The sequence below is a fragment of the Amycolatopsis sp. cg13 genome, from assembly GCF_041346965.1.
GTDB lineage: Bacteria > Actinomycetota > Actinomycetes > Mycobacteriales > Pseudonocardiaceae > Amycolatopsis.
The window spans coordinates 775,601-796,048 of the sequence record NZ_CP166848.1 but is presented as its reverse complement, the minus strand read 5'-3'; the positions used below and the strand labels follow the sequence as shown (position 1 = coordinate 796,048).

The 20,448-nt window shown below is 70.1% G+C and carries 22 protein-coding genes; 15 read left to right on the top strand and 7 right to left on the bottom strand.

Features of this window, described 5'->3' with window-relative positions; genetic code table 11:
- Positions 1-44: 44 nt before the first annotated feature.
- Together AB5I40_RS03370 and AB5I40_RS03365 are read right to left on the bottom strand one after the other, a co-directional pair.
- On the bottom strand, positions 45-749 hold the full coding sequence (locus AB5I40_RS03370) for a histidine phosphatase family protein (RefSeq protein WP_370936940.1): 705 nt from the start codon (positions 747-749) through the stop codon (positions 45-47).
- 29 nt (positions 750-778) lie between these two features.
- The gene (locus AB5I40_RS03365) at positions 779-1,621 is read right to left on the bottom strand and encodes an undecaprenyl-diphosphate phosphatase (protein WP_370936939.1); all 843 of its coding nucleotides are present in this window, start codon (positions 1,619-1,621) and stop codon (positions 779-781) included.
- A gap of 248 nt (positions 1,622-1,869) precedes the next feature.
- Here AB5I40_RS03365 and AB5I40_RS03360 point away from each other — a divergent pair, with 248 nt between their 5' ends.
- The 6 genes from AB5I40_RS03360 (at position 1,870) to AB5I40_RS03335 (ending at position 6,398) form a co-directional block, all read left to right on the top strand.
- Positions 1,870-2,832, top strand: coding sequence for an aldo/keto reductase (locus AB5I40_RS03360; RefSeq protein ID WP_370936938.1), 963 nt, complete (start codon positions 1,870-1,872; stop codon positions 2,830-2,832).
- Between the two features lie 98 nt (positions 2,833-2,930).
- Complete coding sequence (locus AB5I40_RS03355) at positions 2,931-3,944, top strand: hypothetical protein (RefSeq protein WP_354751230.1); 1,014 nt, start codon at positions 2,931-2,933, stop codon at positions 3,942-3,944.
- Entirely contained in the window at positions 3,941-4,165 is a 225-nt protein-coding gene (locus AB5I40_RS03350) for a DUF5703 family protein (protein WP_344275483.1), read from the top strand. Before AB5I40_RS03355 ends, AB5I40_RS03350 begins: the two co-directional genes overlap by 4 nt.
- An 18-nt stretch (positions 4,166-4,183) precedes the next feature.
- The gene (locus AB5I40_RS03345) at positions 4,184-4,765 is read left to right on the top strand and encodes a dihydrofolate reductase family protein (RefSeq protein WP_370936937.1); all 582 of its coding nucleotides are present in this window, start codon (positions 4,184-4,186) and stop codon (positions 4,763-4,765) included.
- 6 nt (positions 4,766-4,771) lie between these two features.
- Entirely contained in the window at positions 4,772-5,974 is a 1,203-nt protein-coding gene (locus AB5I40_RS03340; protein ID WP_370936936.1) for an RNA polymerase sigma factor, read from the top strand.
- Positions 5,975-5,984: 10 nt separating this feature from the next.
- Complete coding sequence (locus AB5I40_RS03335; RefSeq protein WP_370936935.1) at positions 5,985-6,398, top strand: VOC family protein; 414 nt, start codon at positions 5,985-5,987, stop codon at positions 6,396-6,398.
- A gap of 86 nt (positions 6,399-6,484) precedes the next feature.
- On the opposite strand, the gene AB5I40_RS03330 is transcribed toward AB5I40_RS03335, so the two are convergent.
- The 5 genes from AB5I40_RS03330 to AB5I40_RS03310 all read right to left on the bottom strand — a co-directional run bounded on the left by AB5I40_RS03330 (position 6,485) and on the right by AB5I40_RS03310 (position 10,486).
- Positions 6,485-6,751 (bottom strand): YciI family protein, encoded by a 267-nt coding sequence (locus AB5I40_RS03330; protein ID WP_370936934.1) that lies wholly within the window; start codon positions 6,749-6,751, stop codon positions 6,485-6,487.
- Between the two features lie 162 nt (positions 6,752-6,913).
- Positions 6,914-7,642 (bottom strand): SRPBCC family protein, encoded by a 729-nt coding sequence (locus AB5I40_RS03325; RefSeq protein ID WP_370936933.1) that lies wholly within the window; start codon positions 7,640-7,642, stop codon positions 6,914-6,916.
- Positions 7,635-8,237 carry a winged helix-turn-helix domain-containing protein gene (locus tag AB5I40_RS03320; RefSeq protein ID WP_370936932.1) on the bottom strand — a complete coding sequence of 201 codons (603 nt, stop codon included), beginning with the start codon at positions 8,235-8,237 and terminating at the stop codon, positions 7,635-7,637. The genes AB5I40_RS03325 and AB5I40_RS03320 overlap by 8 nt, the downstream gene beginning before the upstream one ends.
- Before the next feature lie 33 nt (positions 8,238-8,270).
- On the bottom strand, positions 8,271-9,164 hold the full coding sequence (locus tag AB5I40_RS03315) for an alpha/beta fold hydrolase (RefSeq protein ID WP_370936931.1): 894 nt from the start codon (positions 9,162-9,164) through the stop codon (positions 8,271-8,273).
- Complete coding sequence (locus tag AB5I40_RS03310; protein WP_354751235.1) at positions 9,164-10,486, bottom strand: M20/M25/M40 family metallo-hydrolase; 1,323 nt, start codon at positions 10,484-10,486, stop codon at positions 9,164-9,166. The genes AB5I40_RS03315 and AB5I40_RS03310 overlap by 1 nt, the downstream gene beginning before the upstream one ends.
- Before the next feature lie 663 nt (positions 10,487-11,149).
- On the opposite strand from AB5I40_RS03310, the gene AB5I40_RS03305 reads away from it, so the two are divergent.
- The 9 genes from AB5I40_RS03305 (at position 11,150) to AB5I40_RS03265 (ending at position 20,448) form a co-directional block, all read left to right on the top strand.
- Positions 11,150-12,010 carry a TetR/AcrR family transcriptional regulator gene (locus AB5I40_RS03305; RefSeq protein ID WP_370936930.1) on the top strand — a complete coding sequence of 287 codons (861 nt, stop codon included), beginning with the start codon at positions 11,150-11,152 and terminating at the stop codon, positions 12,008-12,010.
- Positions 12,010-12,903, top strand: coding sequence for a 3-keto-5-aminohexanoate cleavage protein (locus AB5I40_RS03300; protein ID WP_370936929.1), 894 nt, complete (start codon positions 12,010-12,012; stop codon positions 12,901-12,903). Before AB5I40_RS03305 ends, AB5I40_RS03300 begins: the two co-directional genes overlap by 1 nt.
- A complete protein-coding gene (locus AB5I40_RS03295; RefSeq protein WP_370936928.1) occupies positions 12,896-13,837 on the top strand; it encodes a 3-hydroxyacyl-CoA dehydrogenase NAD-binding domain-containing protein in 942 nt (313 codons plus the stop codon). The genes AB5I40_RS03300 and AB5I40_RS03295 overlap by 8 nt, the downstream gene beginning before the upstream one ends.
- Positions 13,830-14,255 carry a thioesterase family protein gene (locus tag AB5I40_RS03290; RefSeq protein ID WP_370936927.1) on the top strand — a complete coding sequence of 142 codons (426 nt, stop codon included), beginning with the start codon at positions 13,830-13,832 and terminating at the stop codon, positions 14,253-14,255. Before AB5I40_RS03295 ends, AB5I40_RS03290 begins: the two co-directional genes overlap by 8 nt.
- 81 nt (positions 14,256-14,336) lie before the next feature.
- Complete coding sequence (locus AB5I40_RS03285; RefSeq protein ID WP_370936926.1) at positions 14,337-15,929, top strand: ABC transporter substrate-binding protein; 1,593 nt, start codon at positions 14,337-14,339, stop codon at positions 15,927-15,929.
- Positions 15,926-16,882: an ABC transporter permease gene (locus AB5I40_RS03280; RefSeq protein ID WP_354734740.1), complete on the top strand. Its 957-nt coding sequence runs from the start codon at positions 15,926-15,928 to the stop codon at positions 16,880-16,882. Before AB5I40_RS03285 ends, AB5I40_RS03280 begins: the two co-directional genes overlap by 4 nt.
- Positions 16,879-17,775 carry an ABC transporter permease gene (locus AB5I40_RS03275; RefSeq protein WP_370936925.1) on the top strand — a complete coding sequence of 299 codons (897 nt, stop codon included), beginning with the start codon at positions 16,879-16,881 and terminating at the stop codon, positions 17,773-17,775. Before AB5I40_RS03280 ends, AB5I40_RS03275 begins: the two co-directional genes overlap by 4 nt.
- Complete coding sequence (locus AB5I40_RS03270) at positions 17,772-19,337, top strand: ABC transporter ATP-binding protein (protein WP_370936924.1); 1,566 nt, start codon at positions 17,772-17,774, stop codon at positions 19,335-19,337. The genes AB5I40_RS03275 and AB5I40_RS03270 overlap by 4 nt, the downstream gene beginning before the upstream one ends.
- Before the next feature lie 10 nt (positions 19,338-19,347).
- Positions 19,348-20,448, top strand: a complete 1,101-nt coding sequence (locus AB5I40_RS03265; RefSeq protein ID WP_370936923.1) for a serine hydrolase domain-containing protein — start codon at positions 19,348-19,350, stop codon at positions 20,446-20,448.

Genomic DNA, 20,448 nt, shown 5'->3' with positions numbered 1-20,448 from the left:
CCCACCCTACGGGGTCTGGCATCCGACGGAAGGACTGTCGATCGTCAGCGGCCCGTGCTTCCGCCGACGACGGCGTCGCTGGAACCCTTCTTGGCGCGGCCGCGTTTCTTGGGCGGCGGCGGCACGATCCCGGCCAGATCGCCGCCGTGTTCGTTCACCCGGAGCACGAACGGCCGCGTTTCGGTGTAGCGGACGACCGACACCGCGGCCGGGTCCACGACGATCCGCTGGAAGGCGTCGAGATGCTGGCCCAGCGCGTCGGCGAGGATCGACTTGATCACATCGCCGTGGCTGCATACGACCCACACCGCGTGGTCGCCTTGCTCGGCGGTGATCCGGGCGTCGTGCGCGCGGATCGCGGCCACCGCGCGCGCCTGCATTTCGGCGAGCCCTTCCCCGCCGGGGAAGACCGCCGCCGACGGGTGCGCCTGCACCACGCGCCACAGCGGTTCCTTCACCAGGTTCTTGAGTTCCCGGCCGGTCCACTCGCCGTAGTCCACTTCGGACAGCCGCGGCTCGACGACCTTCTCCAGGCCCTGCGCGGCGGCCAGCGGCGCGACGGTCTGCTTGCAGCGCAGCATCGGAGACACCACCAGCTCGGCGACCGGCACCCCGGCGAAGCGCTCGACGAGGGCGGCGGCCTGCGCCCGGCCGGTGTCGTCCAGCCCGACCTTCGGGGTGCGCCCGGCGAGGACGCCCGAGCCGTTGGCCGTGGACTTCCCGTGCCGGAGCAAGATGACCGTACTCACGACGCCACCCTAACCGGTGATCCGCCCGGTCAGCCGCCCGCGGGTCCCGCGTTCGGGTCGAGCACACCGCCGAAGACCAGGCCGAACAGCACGACGCCGAGCACGACGCGGTAGATCACGAACGGCACGAAGCTGCGCTTCTTGATGTAGGCCATCAGCCAGGCGATCACCAGGTAGCCGACGCCGAACGCGACCAGCGTGGCCAGAATCGTCGGCCCCCACTGCGCGTTCTCGCCGTTCTTGCCGATGTCGGTGAGCTTGTACAGCCCCGAACCGAACACCGCGGGCACCGCGAGCAGGAACGAGTACTCCGCGGCTTCCGAACGCGTGTAGCCCATCAGCAGACCGGCGCTCGTCGTGCCGCCCGAGCGCGAGACGCCCGGGATCAGCGCGAGCGCCTGCGCGAAGCCGTACGCCAGGCCGTGCGGCACGTTCAGGTGGTCCAGCGTCCGCTGCTGCTTCGCGGTGCGGTCGGCCCACAGCAGAATCAGGCCGAACACGATCAGCGTGGTCGCGGTGATCCGCAGGTCGCGGAACGCGCGGTCGATCTCGTCCTGCAGGAGCAGGCCGAGCACGACGATCGGCAGCGAGCCGACGATGATCAGCCAGCCCAGCCGCGCGTCCGGGTCGCGCCGCCAGTCCGGGCGGTAGAGCGAAAAGAACCAGGCGCGCAGGATCCGGCCGATCTTCGGTCCGAAGTAGAGGATCACCGCCAGCTCGGTGCCGATCTGGGTCACCGCGGTGAACGCCGCGCCCGGATCGCCCCAGCCCGACAGCGCGGCGACGATCCGCACGTGCGCGCTCGAGGAGATCGGCAGGAACTCCGTGAGCCCCTGCACCAGCCCCAGCACCAGGGCCTCGAACCATCCCATCAGGCCGCTCCCGCCGGTTCGCCCGCCCGCTCGGGGCGCAGTCCGATTCGCACGGTCGGGAACCTATCGGGTGGTTCCTGAGGGTTCCCGGGAGGGCGCCGGTCCGCACCAGGTGCTGCGGACGTCGGAGGCTGGGTTCCCCTCACGTACCTGCTGGCGCCGTCGCGAGGGAATCATTCCGGCATTCGGCCCGACACGGGGTCACCTTCGTCCGGTCGCGGGGGGTGCGCCCACTAGGCTCGACCGTCGTGGAAAAGCGACAGCTCGGCCGGTCGGGACTGCGGATATCGCGGATGGCCCTCGGCACCATGACCTGGGGCGGCGACACCGATCCGGACGAGGCGGCCAGCCAGCTGGTCGCGTTCGTCGACGCGGGCGGCACGCTCGTGGACACCGCCGACCTGTACGCCGGCGGCGAGGCCGAGCGGATGCTCGGCGAACTGCTGTCGGACCTGGTCCCGCGCGAGGACATCGTGCTGGCCACCAAGACTGTCGCCCGGCGCGGGGACGGCCCGTTCGGCGGCGGGGCCTCGCGCGGCGCGCTGCTGTCCGCGCTCGAAGGCTCGCTGCGGCGGCTTCGCACCGACCACATCGACCTGTGGCAGCTGCACGCGTGGGATTCCTGCGTGCCGATCGAGGAAACGCTGTCCGCCCTCGATTACGCGGTGACGAGCGGCAAGGTCCGGTACGTGGGCGTGTCCAACTACGCGGGCTGGCAGCTCGCCACCGCCGCTTCGCTCGCCACAGTGCCGTTCGTGTCCGGGCAGTTCGAGTACTCGTTGCTGGAACGCGGCATTGAACGCGAAGTCGTCCCGGCCGCCGCGCATCACGGGATCGGCCTGCTGCCGTGGGCTCCGCTCGGCCGCGGCGTCCTCACCGGGAAGTACCGCACCGGAACGCCCGCCGACTCGCGCGGAGCGTCCGAGGAGTACGCCGGATACGTCGAACACCACCGCACCGAACGGGCCGCGCGGATCGTGCAGGCTGTCGTGACCGCCGCCGAAGGACTCGGCACGTCGCCGCTCGCGGTGGCGCTCGCCTGGGTCCGGGACCGGCCCGGCGTCGCCGCGCCGGTCGTCGGAGCGCGCGACACCGGCCAGCTCACCGGCTCTCTCGCGGCCGAGGACCTGACGCTTCCCCCGGCGATCCGCAGCGCTCTGGACGACGTCAGCAGCGTCGACTTCGGCTATCCGGAGCGGGGCACCCGGTGAGCCGTAGGTGTCGGGTCGGTGACACGGGCGTGACGGTTCGGCGTTCGGAGAGGATGCTGAAGGGACCTGTTCGCCGGAACTTTGCTGGAGGTTTCAAGGTGCGTCGGCTCACCGCCGCGTCGCGGATCGCGATCCCGCTGGCCGGTGCGCTCGCGCTGTCCGCCTGCTCGTCCTCGGCCGAACCGAAGGACAATCTCCAGGTCGTGGCCAATCCGACGGCCGCGAAACCGGCCGTCTCCCCCGCCCGCGCGGTCCCGCCGGCCGGGCAGGTGCTGCCGATGCCGGTGGTGTCCGCGATCGCGACCGACCAGCAGAGCCACACCCTCGTCGTGGCCCTCTCTCAGCCGCCTGAGCTGCGGCTTTACGATCTCGGCTCGCTCGGCGCGCCGAAGAAGACCGTCGCACTGCCCGGTCCGGCGGAATCGCTCAGCGTGTCCGGCGGCCAGGCGCTCGCCGGGGTCCCGGGCAAGGGCGTGCTCGCCCGCGTCGCGCTGCCGAGCGGGCAGCTGACCGCCGAGAAGGTCGCCGGACAGCCCGCCGCCGGGACCGCCGACGGACCGGACACGCTCGTCGCGGTCCGCGACCGCAAGGCCGTCGAAGTGCTGGCGAACGGCACGGTGGCGAAAACGATCACCGGCCAGCTGTACAGCGCCGACGACGTGGTGAACACCGGCAACGGCGTCGTCGTCCTCGACCGGCTGCGCACCGCCGTGTTCAGCGTGGACGTCCAAGCCGGAACCATGGACGAAGGCCTCCGCGCGGGCGACGGCGCGGCCAACGCGGTCGCTGATTCCTACGGCCGTGTGCTGGTCACCGACGCACGCGCGGGCGCACTGCTCGCGTTCTCCACCAACCCCCTGATCCTCCGCCAGCGCTACCCGGTCCCGGGCGGCGCGTACGGCATCGCCTACGACGCGAAACGCAGCCTGGCGTGGATCACCCTGACCGCCCGCAACGAGGTCGTCGGCTACGACGTCCGCGGCGGAGAGCCCGTCGAGAAATACCGATTCCCGACCGTGCGCCAGCCGGACACGGTGGGCGTCGACGACCAGAGCGGCCGCGTGTTCGTCGGCTCGGCCGCTGGAGAAGGGACCCAGGTGATCCAGCCATGACGACAGTCGACGAGGCGGTGGTCGAAGGGGATTGGGAGTATCGCCGCCTGCGCCTCCCCCCGGCGGTGTCCCGGCGCGCGGCGATGATCCAGCTTTCGATTCACGCCGAGTTCGCGGGGTGGGAGCTGCGCACGGTGCGGTTGTACGCGGACGGCACGCGGAGAGTGTGGCTGCGGCGGAAGCGCACGGCGGCCGACCACTCGACGGGTCTCGCCACCTGACCTGATTAACTGTCCGTTATGCGCAAATTGGTCTATCTCGTCGCGTCCACGCTCGACGGCTTCATCGCCGCGCCGACCCGGGAGGACCCGACCGGCTCGGTCTTCCAGTTCGAGGGCGACCACGCCGAGCCGCTGCTGCGCGAGTATCCGGAGATGGTGCCGACCCATCTGCGGTCCGTGCTCGGCATCGAGGACGTCCCGCACCGGCATTTCGACACGGTCGTCGAAGGCCGCGTCTCCTACCAGATGGGCGTAGACCTCGGCGTTCCGGACGCGTACACGCATCTGCGGCACTACGTCTTCTCCCGCACCATGACCGAAGCACCCGGCCCGGCCGTGCAGGTGGTCAACACCGACCCGGCGGAGAAGATCCGCGAGCTGAAGAAGGAAGACGGCAAGGACATCTGGCTCGTCGGCGGCGGCGCGCTGGCCGGGGCGCTGCGCGACGAAGTGGACGAGCTGCACCTCAAGCTGTACCCGGTGGTCCTCGGCTCCGGCGCGCCCCTGTTCGACGCCGGGTTCTCGGTGGACAGCTATCGGCTCGCCGACAGCCGGACGTTCGAGAGCGGCGTCGCCTTGCTGCGGTACGTCCGCGCCTGAGCCCCCGTGAACGACGTCGCCGAACTGACGGAGCGGATCTGGCGCACGGACGCTCCCAGCATGCTGGGAGCGCTCAGCCGCCGGCTCGGCGACTTCGACCGAGCCGAGGAAGCCCTGTCGGAAGCGATCGCCGAAGCTCTCAAGCGGTGGCCTGGCGAGGGAGTGCCGTCCAGTCCCGCCGGTTGGCTGGTCACCACCGGCTGGCGCAAGGCGATCGACCGGCTTCGCCGGGACGCGGCCGGGCGGGAGAAAGCCGTTCGGGCAGCGGCGGAACCGCCGCCGGAGCCGGGGGTCGACGACCGGCTCGCGATGATTTTCGCGTGCTGCCACCCGGATTTGCCGGAACCGGCACAGGTCGCGCTGACGCTGTACGCCGCCGGCGGGTTGACCACCGCCGAGATCGCCGCCGCCTTTCTGGTGCCGGTGCCGACGATGGCGCAACGGCTTTCGCGAGCCAAGCGGCTGTTGCGGGAACGCGGCATCGGATTCGAACCGCCGCGGCCGCACGAATACGCCGACCGGCTGCCGGCCGTGCTCGCCGTGCTCTATTTGGTGTTCAACGAGGGTTATCTGGCCAGCGGGGATTCGGCGCAGCGGCGGGAATTGGCGCGCGAGGGCGTCGAGTTGGCTCGGCAGCTCGCCAATGCGCTGCCTCGCGAACCGGAAGCCGCCGGGCTGGCCGCGTTGCTGGAGTTGCAGCAGGCGCGCGTCGCGGCGCGGTTCGACGCGCAGGACCGGATCGTGGTGCTGGAACAGCAGGATCGGCGATTGTGGGACGGTCCGGCGATTCAGCGGGCACTGCTCCGGTTGCGCGAGGCGGTGCGGCTCGGCCGGCCCGGGCCTTATCAAACCCGGGCCGGCATCGCCGCGATCCACGCTGTCGCAAGGAGTTTCGCGGACACCGATTGGGCCGGCGTACGCGCGATGTACGACCGGCTTCACGCGCTGGATCCCTCGCCGGTGGTACTGCTGAACCGAGCCGTGGCCACGCGGTACGCCGTCGGCCCAGGCCCGGCGCTCGACGAGGTCGACGCGCTCGAGCAAGCCCTGTCCGGCTATCACCTGTGGCACGCGGCCCGCGCCGATTTGCTGGCCGCGCTCGGTCGGCCGGACGACGCGCTCGTGTCGGCGGAACGAGCACTGGAGCTGGCTTCGAATCCGGCCGAGCGCGAGCTGATGACGCGCCGGATAGCCGAGTTCGCGCGGTAGCCTGACCCGCATGGCCGACACTCCGCCGCCGCAAACCGTGTACCCCAACCTCACCTACACGGATCCGAAAGCGGCGCTCGAATTCCTCGTCGAGGCGTTCGGATTCGAGTCGCATTTCGTGGTCGACGGAGCGAACGGCGTCGAGCACGCCCAGGTCCGCGCGGGCGCGAGCCTCATCTTCCTCAGCCGGGACCACGAGGCCGACCAGTACGGCATGCACAGCCCGCTCGTGCTGGGCGGCACCAGTCACGCGTTGTGCGTATGGGTGCCGGACAGCACGCTCGACCGCCACCAGGCCCGGGCCGAGGCCGCCGGCGCGCGGATCCTCAACCCGGTGCACGATTCCCCGGCCGGAGTCCGCGAGTACTCGTGCGCCGATCCCGAGGGCCAGGTCTGGACCTTCAGCAGCTACGCGGGCGAGTAACCGCCGCTCACCGGCGCCCGCTGGGTTTGCCGGGACGAGCTTCTCGCCGTCAGCCGGGAATCATGGCGCTCCGGGCGGCCGGCGACTCACTCCTCTTCGCGGCTCATCACCGGCCGGACCTCCACCGCGCTCGCCCCCGGACCCAGCGGCCAGCTCGCGGCGACCTCGACCGCCTCGTCGATGTCTCCGCACTCCAGCAGGATCACCGAACCGACGATCTCCTTGAGCTCCACGTACGGCCCGTCGGTGATCAGCGGTTGTCCGTTCGCCCCGGCCCGCACTGTCTTCGCCGTCTCGCGGGGCTGCAGTTCGATGCCGGTACCGACCTTGCCGGCTGCCAGCGTTCGAACCACGCGTAGATCTGCTTCATCGCGTCCTCCTCGTCCGCCGGGGACAAAGCGGCCCATTCGCGGTCGTCGCCGCAGATCAGCATCGCGTACTGCACGGTTTCTCCTCCTGGTCGGAAAACACTCTCGACCGGATGACGAACGGGCGGTCCCGGTTTTCGACAAGGCTCAGCCGAGCGCGGCCATCCACTCCGCCCACTTCGCTTCCTCCGCAGCCACATCGACGTCCGACGCGACGATGTGGTGCGTCGCCACCAGCGGGCCGCGGAAGCCTTGCATGAAGCAGAAAAGTCCCTCGTCGGTACGGATCCCGACGGTCTGGCCGTTCGCCGCATACAGCACACCATCCGACCTGGCGAGCCGGACTTTCGCGCCGACAGTCAGCTCTTCGACGCCCAATTCCCTCGCCAGCGCGGCCCACAGCGCAGGCCAGTCCGCGATCACCGTCGAACCGAACGCGGTGACCGGCTTCGCCGTCCGGCCGGGGAAGTACCGCACGAACTCCACCAGGTTGCGGAAGAACAGCGCGCCGCCCGCCTGCATGGCCTCGAACTCGTCCGCCCAGTCGTCGCCGGGCAGGAAGCCGCTCGTGACGCAGCGGATCACCGAGCTGCCGCCGTCCCGGCCCTCGACGAGGAATTCGTACGCGATCCGCCGTCCGTCCGGCTCCGGTTCGCCGCCGTAGGCCAGGCGGCGGGGCGGGTCCCACGCGGTGATCGCGTGCGTCGGCTCGTAGGCGGCGAACGCTCCGCGCACCGCGCCGCCCACTCCGCCTTCGACCTCGTTGCGGCCCATGAACCAGGAGTCGATGCCCGGCCCGGTCGCGATCGCCGCCCAGACCTGCTCCGGCTCGACCGGGACCTCGGCGACGTCGATCTCCCGGAATTCCTTACCCATGCTCGTTTTCCTCCCCCATCGGCACGCTCGGGTGCACCGCCAGCACCACGCGGTGCGCGCGGCCGTTCTCGGCTTTTTCGTCGTGGTACTTCCCCACCAGCGTGGTCACCGCGGTCGCCAGTTCCTCCGCGAACGCGGCGCGGTCGGCCGCCGAAGCGAACCGGACCTCGCCGTCGAGCGCGAAGGTGGCGACGCGCTTTTTCGCTTTCGCCGCACCGGTAATGAGGATCCCGACGTCGCGCACCAGCCGTCCCGCGACCGCCAGCAGCCAGCGCGCGGACAGCCGGTCCGGAGACTGCGCCGGATCGGGCTGCACGGCGGCGAGCGCGGACGGCGAGATCACGTACGACGACGCGGTCGCCTGCATCATCCGCTCGGTGACGTTGCCTTTGCGCCGCTCTTCGACCAGCTCCACGAGCCCGTGCTTTTCCAGCGCGCGCAGGTGGTAGTTCACTTTCTGCCTCGGCAGGTCGACGCGGGCGGCCAGCATCGTCGCCGAGGCCGGCTGCGCCAGTTCGGCCAGCAGCCGGGCGCGGACCGGGTCCAGCGACACCTCGGCCGCGGCCGCGTCCTCGATCACCGCAACGGGAAACATGCGTCCCATCGTCGCGTCAGAACACTCAGCTTGTCAAGACAGATTTTGTTGTCGGTGGACCTCATTGACGACGGACGCGATCCGCGGGACCACCTGCGCGGCGGCCTCCAGCGGGACGACGTGCCCCACGCCGGGCAGCACCACGGCGTATCCCTGGGCGAGCCCGTGCACGAACTGCTCGACGTCGGCGGGCGCGACGATCCGGTCCCGCTCCCCCACGATCGCCGTCACGGGCAGGTCTCCGGCCAGCGTCAACGCGGCCTCGCGCGCGTAGGCGTCGAGCGCGGGCCGGAACTGCGAGATGGTGTGCGGCCAGTTGCCGCGGATCATCTTGACGGTGAGCTCGACCAGGTCCGGGTCGGGATCGTCGCCGAACAGCCACCAGCGCAGCCCGGCGCTCACCGCGCGGCTGGTGTGCTCGCGGACCAGCCCGTACAGCTTCGCGCCCAGCACCATTTCCAGGTCCTGCGCGACTTTCCCGAGCGCGTTGGGCCAGGCCGCGGACGCCTCGGTGGCGATCCGTCCCGACGACGTCGACAGCAGCACCAGCCCGCCGGCGCGCGCGGCGAACAGCTCCGGATGCCGCTGGGTCAGCGACATCACGGCGAGCCCGCCCATGTCGTGCCCGACGAGCACTACGCGGCCGTGCGGGACAGCCTGCTCGATCACCTCGGCGAGGTCGTCGGCGAGCTGGCCCATCGTCGCGGTGCCCCGCGCGGCCCGGCCGGATTCGCCGTGCCCGCGGTGGTCGTAGCTGACCACCGCGAGCGGATGCTCGACCGCGTCCGGCAGCACCGGCGCGATCCGGCCCCAGCTGCGCTGGTCGAGCGCGTAGCCGTGCAGCAGCACGACCGTCACGGCCGCCGCCGGATCGCCCCTGCGCACGAGGTGCAGGGGCGTGCCGTCGGCGAGCCGGAACCCGGGCATCAGGACGAGCGGAGGAACCGGTCCAGCACGCGGACGCCGAACTTGAGCGCGTCGACCGGGACGCGCTCGTCGACCCCGTGGAAGAGCCCGGAGAAGTCGAGGTCGGCGGGCAGTTTCAGCGGCGCGAAGCCGAAGTTGCGGATGCCGAGCTGCTGGAAGGACTTCGCGTCGGTGCCGCCGGAGAGCATGTACGGCAGGGTGCGCGCGCCCGGGTCCTCGGCGAGCACCGCGGCGGTCATGGCGTCGACGAGCGCCCCGTCGAACGTCGTCTCGACCGGCGGCAGCTCCATCCACTCCTTCTCGATGTCCGGCCCCAGCAGCTCGTCCAGCTCGCGGTCGAACGCCTCGAGCCGCCCGGGCAGGATGCGGCAGTCGACGGCAGCTTCGGCCACCGACGGAATCACGTTCGACTTGTAACCGGCGGTGAGCATCGTCGGATTCGCGGTGTCGCGCAGCGTCGCGCCGATCATCCGGGAGATGTTGCCCAGCTTCGCGACCGCGCCCTCAAGATCGTCCTCCGGAAAATCCCAGCCGGTGATCTCGGTGACCCCGGCGAGGAACTCGCGCACGGAATCGGTCAGCACCAACGGGAACTGGTGCTGCCCCAGCTTCGCCACGGCCTCGGCCAGCTTGGTGACCGCGTTGTCGCGATGGATCATCGACCCGTGGCCCGCCGTGCCGCGCACGCGCAGCTTCATCCAGCGGATGCCCTTCTCGGCCGTCTCGATCACGTACGCGCGGACGTTGTCCTTCAAGGTGATCGAGAAGCCGCCGACCTCGCTGATCGCCTCGGTAACGCCCTCGAACAACTCCGGCCGGTGCTCGACAAGCCACTGCGCCCCGAACTTGCCGCCCGCTTCTTCGTCGGCGACGAACAGGAACACGAGGTCGCGCGGCGGCACGATATTGTTGATCTTGTAGTGCCGGGCCAGGGCCAGCGTCATGCCGACCATGTCCTTCATGTCGACCGCGCCGCGCCCCCACACGTACCCGTCCTGGACCGCCCCCGAGAACGGGTGCACCGACCACTCGGCCGGATCCGCCGGGACGACGTCGAGGTGGCCGTGGATCAGCAGTGCGCCCCTGCTCGGATCGGCCCCTGGCAGCCGCACGATGACGTTGTGCCGGTCCTTGCCGCCGGACTCGACGTAGGTGATCTCGTACCCGGCGTCGGTCAGCTTCTCCGCGACGTACTCAGCCGCGACGCGCTCCCCCACGAGGGTTTCGGGGTCGCCGGTGTTGGTGGTGTCGATGCGGATCAGCTCGCTGGTAAGCGTGACAGCCTCGTCCGCGGCGGCGTCGATCAAGTTCGGTTGGGTCACCGGCCATTCCTATCATCCGCAGCGAGAGCACGCCGTCGTCCCGGCGAGTGGAACCAACACCGGGCGCGCCGAACCGCAGTCTGTGAGCGTTCCCCTCACAGACTCTGATTCCCTCAGGGTTCCCCTCACGACCCGCATTCCCTCAAGGACCCCCTCACGGAATCAGATTCCCTCAAGGAGTCCTCCACAGACCGCCTTCGCCTGCCGCCGGATGCGCCCCACGTGGCATTGGGTGCATTCCACGCACCCAATGTGGCATTCGTTGCATCTGACGCACCCAACGCCACATCGGGGCGCTAGCCCCACGCCACCCACCGCACCGACGCACCCCACGATCGAGGCACCCAGCCCCTCCCCCGCACCCCGATACGAAGCCTTCTCTGCGGTTCGGGGGTGCTTGTCAAGGCATCTTTCCCGCCTTGACAAGCACCCCCGAACCGTCAGCACACTCAAGCTTCGGGGTGCCCCACGCAACCACCGGGCGCAATGTCGCCGCCAGGCGACGAGCCGCCCGAATCACCCCGCCACCACACCCCGCACCGACTGATCCGCCAGTCAACCCAAGATCGCAACTCCTTGGCACACAGCCGTTCTTTCACACCGTTACGTGTCAAACCCCACCAGAGTTGCGATTTTCGCAACGCGGAGTTACCGTCTCCGGCCATGGACGAAACAGACCGGCTGAGAGAACGAGTGCGCCAGCTGATCCAGTCCATGCCCGTCCCCCAACGGGAGTTCGCCTCCGCTATCGGCCTGGACCAGACCAAACTCTCCAAGGCCCTCAACGGCTCCCGCCGGTTCTCCCCGCACGAACTCGTCCGCGTGGCCGAATACTCCGGCGTAACCGTGAATTGGCTGCTCAACGGCAGCGACGACGCCAAAACCGTCACCGCCGTCCCAGCCCCCGCGGCCGGTACCGCGAGCGACCCGGACGACCTGGCCCACTCCGAGCCAAGGCGGCGGATCCTCGAAACCGCCTGGCAGCTCATCGCCGAACGCGGCTATCACCGGGTGCGCATCGCCGACATCGCCCAAGCGTGCGGCACCAGCACCGCGGCCATCCACTACCACTTCCCCACCAAGACCGAAGTTCTCGACGAAGCGTTGCGGCGCAACGTAAAGCTCGCCTTCGACCGGCAGGTCGCCGAGCTCCACGCGGTGCCCGGCGCGCACGACCGGCTGCTCAAGCTGGTCGAACTCCAATTGCCCACCGAGGGCCTGCTGCGCGCCGAATGGTCGGTGTGGCTGCAGGTCTGGAACGAGGTCGCGCTCGACCCGCGGCTGCGTTCGCTCTACACCGATTCCTACGACCGCTGGTACCAGACCATTCTCATGACCATCCGCACCGGCCAGGAGCAGGGCGTGTTCCGCCTGGCCGACCCCGAGGCCGCCACCGCGCAGCTCACCGCGCTGATCGACGGCCTCGGCATCCAGGTGCTGACCGGACGGCCCGGCAGCACGGTGGGCGCGATGCGCGCGCACCTGCACGACTTCATCGACCGCTCGATCGTCCAAGGAGCCTGATGAACCACGAGGTCATCGTCACCTGCGCGCTCACCGGCGCGGGGGACACCACCCGCCGGAGCCCGCACGTCCCGGTCAGCCCGGCGCAGATCGCCGAGAGCGCCATCGAGGCCGCCGACGCCGGCGCGGCCGTGGTCCACATCCACGTGCGCGAACCCGAAACCGGAGCCCCGTCGCGGGACGTCGCGCTGTATCGCGAGGCGGTGCGGCTGGTCAAAGAGTCCGGTGTGGACGTCGTCGTCAACCTCACCGCGGGGATGGGCGGCGACCTCGTCATCGACGCCGAGGACCCGCTCAAGCCGGTCGACGGCACCGACCTCGTCAACGCGCACGACCGGCTCCCGCACGTCGAGGAACTCCTGCCGGACATCTGCACGCTCGACTGCGGTTCGCTCAACTTCGGCGAGGGCAACCAGCTTTACGTGTCCACTCCGGACATGCTGCGCACCGGCGCGAAGCGGATCCAGGAGCTGGGCGTGAAGCCCGAACTGGAGATCTTCGACACCGGCAACCTCTGGTTCGCCACGAAAATGGTCTCCGAAGGCCTGATCGACCCGCCGCCGCTTTTCCAGCTGTGCATGGGAATCCCGTACGGCGCTCCGCCGGATCCCGGGCTGCTGCAGGCGATGGTGCACCTGCTGCCGGAAGGCGCGCAGTGGGCGTCGTTCGCCATCGGCCGCGACCAGATGCCGTGGGTCGCGCAGTCGGTGCTGCTGGGCGGGCACGTCCGGGTCGGGCTGGAGGACAACCTCTACCTGGCGCGCGGCGTCAAGGCCACCAACGGCCAGCTCGTGGAACGCGCGGTCGACATCGTCCAGAAGCTCGGCGCGGACATCGCCAGCCCGGACCGGGCGCGGGAAATCCTCGGGCTGAAGGAGCGCGTGAATGCCTGAGACCACTGTGGACACTGTCGCCTGCATCGGAGCCGGAGTCATCGGCGGCGGCTGGGTCGCGCACTTCCTCGCCCAGGGCTTCGACGTCCGGGCCTGGGATCCAGCGCCGGACGCCGCGGAGAAGCTCGAACGGCTCGTCAACGCGGCGTGGCCCGCGCTCACCGAACTGGGCCTCAAGCCAGGCGCGAGCCGAGACCGGCTCACCGTCACCGCGACACTCGCGGAGGCCGTCGAAGGCGTGGGCTTCGTGCAGGAAAGCGCGCCGGAAGACTTGGCGCTCAAGCAGAAACTGCTCGCCGACATCGACGCCGTCACCGCGCCGGACGTCGTGATCGCCTCGTCCACCTCCGGCTACGGCATGACCGAAATGCAGGTCGCCGCGAAGACGCCGGAACGGCTCGTGGTCGGGCATCCGTTCAACCCGCCGTACCTGATCCCGCTGGTCGAGGTCGCGGGCGGGAAGCTCAGCGCGCCGTGGGCGGTCGAGCAGGCCGCCGAGTTCTATCGGCGCGTCGGCAAGTCCGTGATCACCATGGACCGCGAGGTGCCCGGGTTCATCGCGAACCGGCTCCAGGAAGCGCTGTGGCGGGAAGCCCTGCACATGGTCGCGAACGGCGAGGCGACCGTCGAGCAGATCGACCTCGCGATCACCGACGGGCCTGGCCTGCGCTGGCCGATCCAGGGCCCGATGCTGACGTTCCACTTGGCGGGCGGCGAAGGCGGCATGGCGCACATGCTCGACCACTTCGGACCGTCGCTGAAGTCGCCGTGGACCCGCCTCGAAGCGCCGGAACTCACCAAAGACCTGCGCGACGCCGTGGTCGCCGGCTGCGACGACGAGGCGGACGGGCGCACGATCGCCGACCTGATCGCCGAACGCGACCGGGCGGTCATCGCGATCCAGCGCGCGGTCGGGCAGGCCCGTCGTGGCTGAGTACCGCGACCGGGTCCGTCCAGAGTGGATCGACTACAACGGCCACCTCTCCGAGCCGTATTACGTGCTCGTCTTCGGCGACGCGACCACCGCGCTGATGGACATCGTCGGCCTCGGTCCCGGCTACCGCGAGAGAACCGGGGCGTCGCTGTACACAGTGGAGGCTCACGTGCGGTACCTGCGCGAAGTCGGCGCGGACGCCGAGCTTGAAGTGACGACCTCCGTGCTGTCAGTCGGCGCGAAAAAGGTGCGGCTCTGCCACGAGATGCGGGTCGGCGGCGAACTCGTCGCCACCGAAGAGCTGTTGTGCCTGCACGTATCCGGGGGCCGCGCGACGCCGTTCCCCGCCGAGGTGGCCACCGCGCTCGACACGCACCTCGCCCCGGTCCCGGACTACGCGGGACGCGCCATCGCCTGATCCCCTCCCCCACCGTGTCGTGAGTGGCAATCCCGGTTCTAACCGGGATTGCCACGCACGACACCCGCTCGAAAGTCACCCATGGAAGCCCGATGTAAACCGACCGACGTTTCCCGCCGCCGATTCCTCACCGCCGCGCTCGCCGGCGCGACGCTCGCCGGCACCGCTCCCCTGCTGGCCGCCTGCGGCTCCACTGTCGCCGCGGCCGTGCCCTCCGGGCCGCCCAAACGAGGCGGCACTCTCCGCGTCGGAGTCACCGGCGGAGGCGCGTCCGACACGCTCGACCCGCACATCCCCGCCACCAACCCGGACATCGCGCGGGTGCTCAACCTCTACGAGCCGCTCCTGCTGCGCGATCACGACTACCGGCTCCAGATGCTGGTCGCCGAATCGCTGAAGTCCTCGCCGGACGCGCGCACCTGGACCGCCGTGCTGCGGTCGGGTATCCGCTTCCACGACGGCCGCCCGGTGACGCCGGCCGACGTCGTCGCGACCTTCCGCCGGATCACCGACCCGAAGGACCCGAAGAGCGGCGCGGCCGGGCTGACCATGCTCGGCGAGGTCGTCGCCACCGGCGACCGGACCGTCGAATTCCGCCTCACCTCACCGAATTCCGGCTTCGACGACCTGCTCGGCCAGTACAGCCTCGGCATCGTCCCGGCCGACTTCGACGTCAAGCGGCCGATCGGCACCGGACCGTTCAAGGCCGACACGTTCACCGCGGGCCTGCAGAGCACCTTCGTGCGCAACGAGCACTACTGGCGGCCGGGCGAGCCGTATCTCGACCGGTTGTCGCTCATCAACTTCTCCGACGACGACGCCCGGATCAACGCCCTCCTCTCGTCCCAAGTGGACGCCATCGACCAGGTTCCCGTGGCGCTCGTGGACGTGCTCCGCAGCGACCCGCGCGTCCAGGTGCTGCGGTCGGAAACCGGGACGTGGCTGCCGTTCACCATGCGGGTCGACCGCCCGCCGTTCAACGATGTCCGCGTGCGCCAGGCGCTGCGCCTGGTGGTCGACCGCGAGCAGATGATCAACCAGGTGCTCAGCGGGCAGGGCCGGGTCGGCAACGACCTGTACGCGCCCTTCGACCCCGCGTACAACCGGCAGCTGCCGCAACGGAAGCAGAACATCGCCGAGGCGAAACGGCTGCTCGCCGAGGCGGGCAAGCCGAATCTCGACATCGAACTGGTCACCGCGCCGATCCAGGCCGGTGCGGTCGAGGCCGCCCAGGTGTTCCAGCAGCAGGCCAAGGCGGCGGGCGTGAACGTGCGGATCCGGAAGATCGACACGACCACGTTCTACGGCGAGAACTACCTGTCCTGGGATTTCGCGCAGGACTTCTGGTACACCCGCAACTACCTGCCGCAGGTCGCGTCCGGTTCGCTGCCGAAAGCGCCGTACAACGAAACCCATTGGAACGACCCGGAATTCACCGACCTTGTCACGCGGGCGAGCGCCACCGTGGATCCGAAAGCGCGCACCGGGCTGCTTCAAAAGGCGCAGCAAATCGAGTACGAGCGCGGCGGCCTGATCGTGTGGGGCTTCGTCGACCAGGTCGACGCGTACCAGTCCTATGTGGCCGGTTTCGTGCCGGACCGGACCGGGATCTCGCTGTCGGGCTACCAGTTCCGGCAGGTCTGGCTCGGCACGGCGGAAGGAGGCGCGGCATGACCAGACTGATCCTCAAGCGGCTTCTCGTGAGTCTTGTGGTGCTGTGGCTGGTCACGCTGCTGGTGTTCGTCGCGACGCTGCTGCTGCCGGGCGATCCGGCCCGGGCCATCCTCGGCCAGCAGGCGACTCCGGAGCGGATCGCCGCGCTGCAGCACGCGCTGCACCTCGACGAACCGGTCTGGCAGCGCTACCTCTCCTGGCTCGGCGGCCTGTTCACGGGCGATCTCGGCACCTCGACCTCCACGCAGGGCCCGGTCACGACGCTGCTGGCGGACCGGGTGTCGGCCTCGCTGGTGCTGCTCGTGCTCGCCGCGGTGATCGCCACCCCGCTCGGGCTGGCACTCGGCACGTGGAGCGCGATGCGCCGCGGCCGCGCCAGCGACCAGGTGGTGTCCGGAATCAGCCTGGTGATCGCCGCGCTGCCGGAGTTCGTCATCGGCGTGGCGCTCATCGTTCTCTTCGCGACCACAGTGTTCCGCTTTCTGCCGTCAGTCACGCTCACGCCACCAGGCGAAGCGGTATGGGCCCAACCCAGCCAGCTTGTCCTGCCAGTGCTCACTCTCGTGCTCGTTGTGACGCCGTACATCACGCGGATGATGCGCGCGACGATGAACGAAGTCCTCGACTCCGGCTACGTGGAAATGGCCCGGCTCAAGGGAATGCGCGAGCGGACGGTGCTGCTGCGGCACGCCTTGCCGCACGCGGTCGGCCCGGTCGCGCAGGTCGTCGCGATCCAGCTGGCGTGGCTGGCCGGCGGCGTCGTGGTGGTCGAATTCCTGTTCCGCTACCCCGGCATCGGCCAGGCGCTGATCGACGCGGTCGGCAAACGCGACGTCGCCGTGGTCCAGGCGGTGACGCTGCTGATCGCCGCGGTCTACATCGTGGTGAACCTGCTGGCCGACGTGATCGGCATCCTCGCTGATCCCAAGCTCCGGACGGAGGCAGTGCGATGACCGCGGTCGAAGAAGAACAGGTGGTCCCCGCCGTCCCGGAAACGCCGCCGCGCGCGGCCGGGCTGATCCGCACCGCCTGGGCGTTCCCGCAGGCCAAAGTCGGCACCGTACTGGCCGGAGTCGTCGTTCTCGTGGCGTTGCTCGGCCCGTGGCTCGGGCCGATCATCACCGGCCACACCACCACCGACTTCGCCGGGAAACCGTTCAAGCCCGACGGTCTGATGGGCACCGACGGCCTGGGCCGCGACGTCCTCACCCGCTTCCTCGCGGGCGGCACCACGCTGCTGCTGTACGCCGTCCTCGCCACCGCACTCGGCATCGTGCTGGGCGCGCTGCTCGGCATGATCGCCGGATACGGCGGCGGCTGGCTGGACAGCCTGCTGATGCGCGGCAACGACGTCCTGCTGTCGTTCCCGCAGCTGGTCATCGCGCTGCTGGCGATCGCAGTCATCGGCCCGAAGGGCTGGCTGCTGGTGCTGGTCATCGGGCTGACTCACGCGCCGCGGACCGCACGGGTCGCCCGCCAGGCGACAGTCTCGGTGCGCAACCACGACTACATCCGCGCCGCCGAGATGTACGCGGTCCCGCGCAGCCGGATCCTGCTGCGCGAGATCCTGCCGAACATCACTGGTCCGCTGATGGTGGAGCTGGGCCTGCGGCTGACCTACTCGATCGGCTACATCGCCTCGCTGTCGTTCCTCGGGCTCGGCATCCAGCCGCCGACCGCGGACTGGGGCCTGATGATCAACGAGAACCGGATCGCGCTCGTCGTGCAGCCGTGGGGCGTGCTGCTCCCGGTGGCCGCGATCGCGGTGCTGGCCGTCGGCACGAACCTCGTCGCCGACTCGCTCGCCTCGGCCGCGGCCGGGCGGACCCGGGAGGGACGGGCATGACGACCGCTCTGGAGGTGACCGGACTGGCCGTGCGCACGACCGCGGGCCGTCCGGTGCTGCATTCGGTGTCCTACGAGATCGCGCCCGGCGAGGTCCTCGCGCTCGTCGGCGAATCCGGCTCCGGCAAGACGACCGCCGGATTGGCCGCGCTCGGCCATTTCCGGCGCGGGCTGGTGTCCGGCGGCGGCAAGGTGGTGCTGCATCCGCGCGACGGCGAACCCGTCGACGTCCTGACGCTCGACGACGCCGCGCGCCGCCAGTTGCGGGGCAGCGCCGTCGCGTACATCCCGCAGGACCCGGCGTTGTCGCTCAACCCCGCGCTGCGGGTCGGCCGGCAGATCGCCGAAGTGCTGGAAACGCACGGGTATCCGGGTTCCGCGGACGAGCGGGTGGCCGAGGTGCTCGCCGAGGTCGGGCTGCCGTCCGACGAGGCCTACCAGCGGCGATACCCGCACCAGCTGTCCGGCGGGCAACAGCAGCGGGTCGGCATCGCGATGGCTTTCGCGTGCCGCCCGAGCGTCGTGGTGCTGGACGAACCGACCACCGGGCTCGACGTGAAGACCCAGGCGCTGGTGCTGGAAACCGTCCGGCAGTTGACCTCCGAACACGGTGTCGCGGCGCTCTACATCACGCACGACCTCGCCGTGGTGGCGCAGCTTGCCGACCGCGTTGCCGTGATGTACCAGGGAGATCTGGTCGAATGCGGCGTCGCCGAGGAAGTGCTGCGGCGGCCGAAACACGCGTACACGAAGCGGCTTCTCGCAGCGGTGCCAGACCTCGGCGCGGAACCCGCCGCCGCTCCCCCGCCAGACGACGCGGTGCTCGCCGCGCGCGACATCCGGCTGGCCTACGGGCAGCAGAAGGTGTTGCGCGGCATCGATCTCGCCGTGACGCGCGGGGAAAGCGTGATGCTGCTCGGCGAGTCCGGCTCCGGGAAAACCACGCTGTCGCAGTGCATCGCCGGACTGAATCGGGGCTTCACCGGCACCGTCGCGCTCGAAGGCACTCCGCTGGCCCCAGCCGCCCGGCAGCGCAGCACCGATGAGCTCCGGCGGATCCAGTACGTCTTCCAGAGCCCGTTCTCGTCGCTGAACCCGCGCAAGACGATCGCGCAGTCGATCGAGGTTCCGTTGGTGCGCTTGACTTCCCTCTCCCGCACCGAGCGGCGGAAGCGCGTCGCCGAGACATTGGATCGGGTCCGCCTTCGGCAAGACCTCGCGAACCGGCTGCCCGACCAGCTCAGCGGCGGCGAACGGCAACGCGCCGCGATCGCCCGCGCGCTCGTGACCACGCCGGACGTCCTCGTGTGCGACGAGGTCACCTCGGCGCTGGACGTGTCCGTGCAGGCCACCATCGTGGAGCTGCTCGGCGAACTGCGCCGGGAACTCGGCATGGCGATGCTGTTCGTGACGCACAACATCGCCCTCGCCCCGGAGGTGGCGGACCGGATCGCGGTCCTGCGCGGCGGCGAGATCGTCGAGGAAGGCACCGTCGAATCGGTGCTGAGCTCCCCGTCGCACGAGTACACCAGCGAACTTCTCGCTACGACGCCGAGGCTGTGAGGAGCCGGTCATGACTGTGCACGGAGCGGTTGAGCCCGGCTATGAGGGCGTGCGGGAAGCGTTCGGCGACATCATCGAAGCGACCACCGGCGGAGCCGCGTTCAGCGTGTTCCGCGACGGAGCGCCGGTAGTGGAGCTGTGGGGCGGCTCGGCGGCGGACGGCGTGCCGTGGACCGAAGACACCCGCGCCGTGCTGTTCAGCGGCACGAAAGGCGTGGTCGCGACCGTCCTGGCGATCCTGACCGCGCAGGGAAAACTCGACCCGGACGAACGTGTCGCCCGCTACTGGCCCGAGTTCTCCATGGCAGGCAAGGAGGAGGTGCCCGTCTCGCAGGTCCTGTCGCACACCGTCGGCCTGCCCTACGTCGAGCCCGACCTGCCGATGCTGGACAACGCGGTGAACGCCGATGCCCTGGCCGTCCAGCGTCCATTGTGGACTCCCGGTACGAAGGTCGCGTACCACGCGCTCACCTACGGCTACCTCGCCACCGAGCTGGCCCGGCGCGTCACCGGCGAGGATCTGGGTGCCCTCGTCCGCGATTTCCTCGCCGAGCCGCACGGCCTCGACCTGCGGCTCGGCACCCCGCCGACCGTCCCGGTCGCGACCCTGCGACGCGCGCCCGGCTACCGGATCAGCACCTTCCTCCGGGACGAGGAACGCCGCCGGATCGTCGAGCGGATGTACCGCGGCCTGCTCGATTCCGGCGACTCGATGAACTCGCCGGAGTACCGCGGCGCGACGCTGGCGGCAGGCGGCGCAGTCGGCACCGCCACCGCGATGGCCCGCCTGTACGACCTGTTGCGCTCCGGCAAACTCGTTCCGGACGACATCCTCGCCCAGGCGACGCGTACCTGGTCCGAGGGCATCGACGCGATCAACGACCGCCCGCTGCGCTTCGGCCTCGGCTTCGAACTGGCCGACCCGATCGGCACCTACGGCCCCGCCGACGCCGATCCCGCAGCCTTCGGCCATTCCGGTGCCGGAGGCGGCCGCCACGGCGCGTGGCCGACCCGGGGACTGTCGTTCTCCTTCGTGACGAACGAACTCCAGGCCGAGGATGTCGACCACCGGGCTTCCTCATTGCTGGCGGCGCTGCACGAGGCCGTCTGA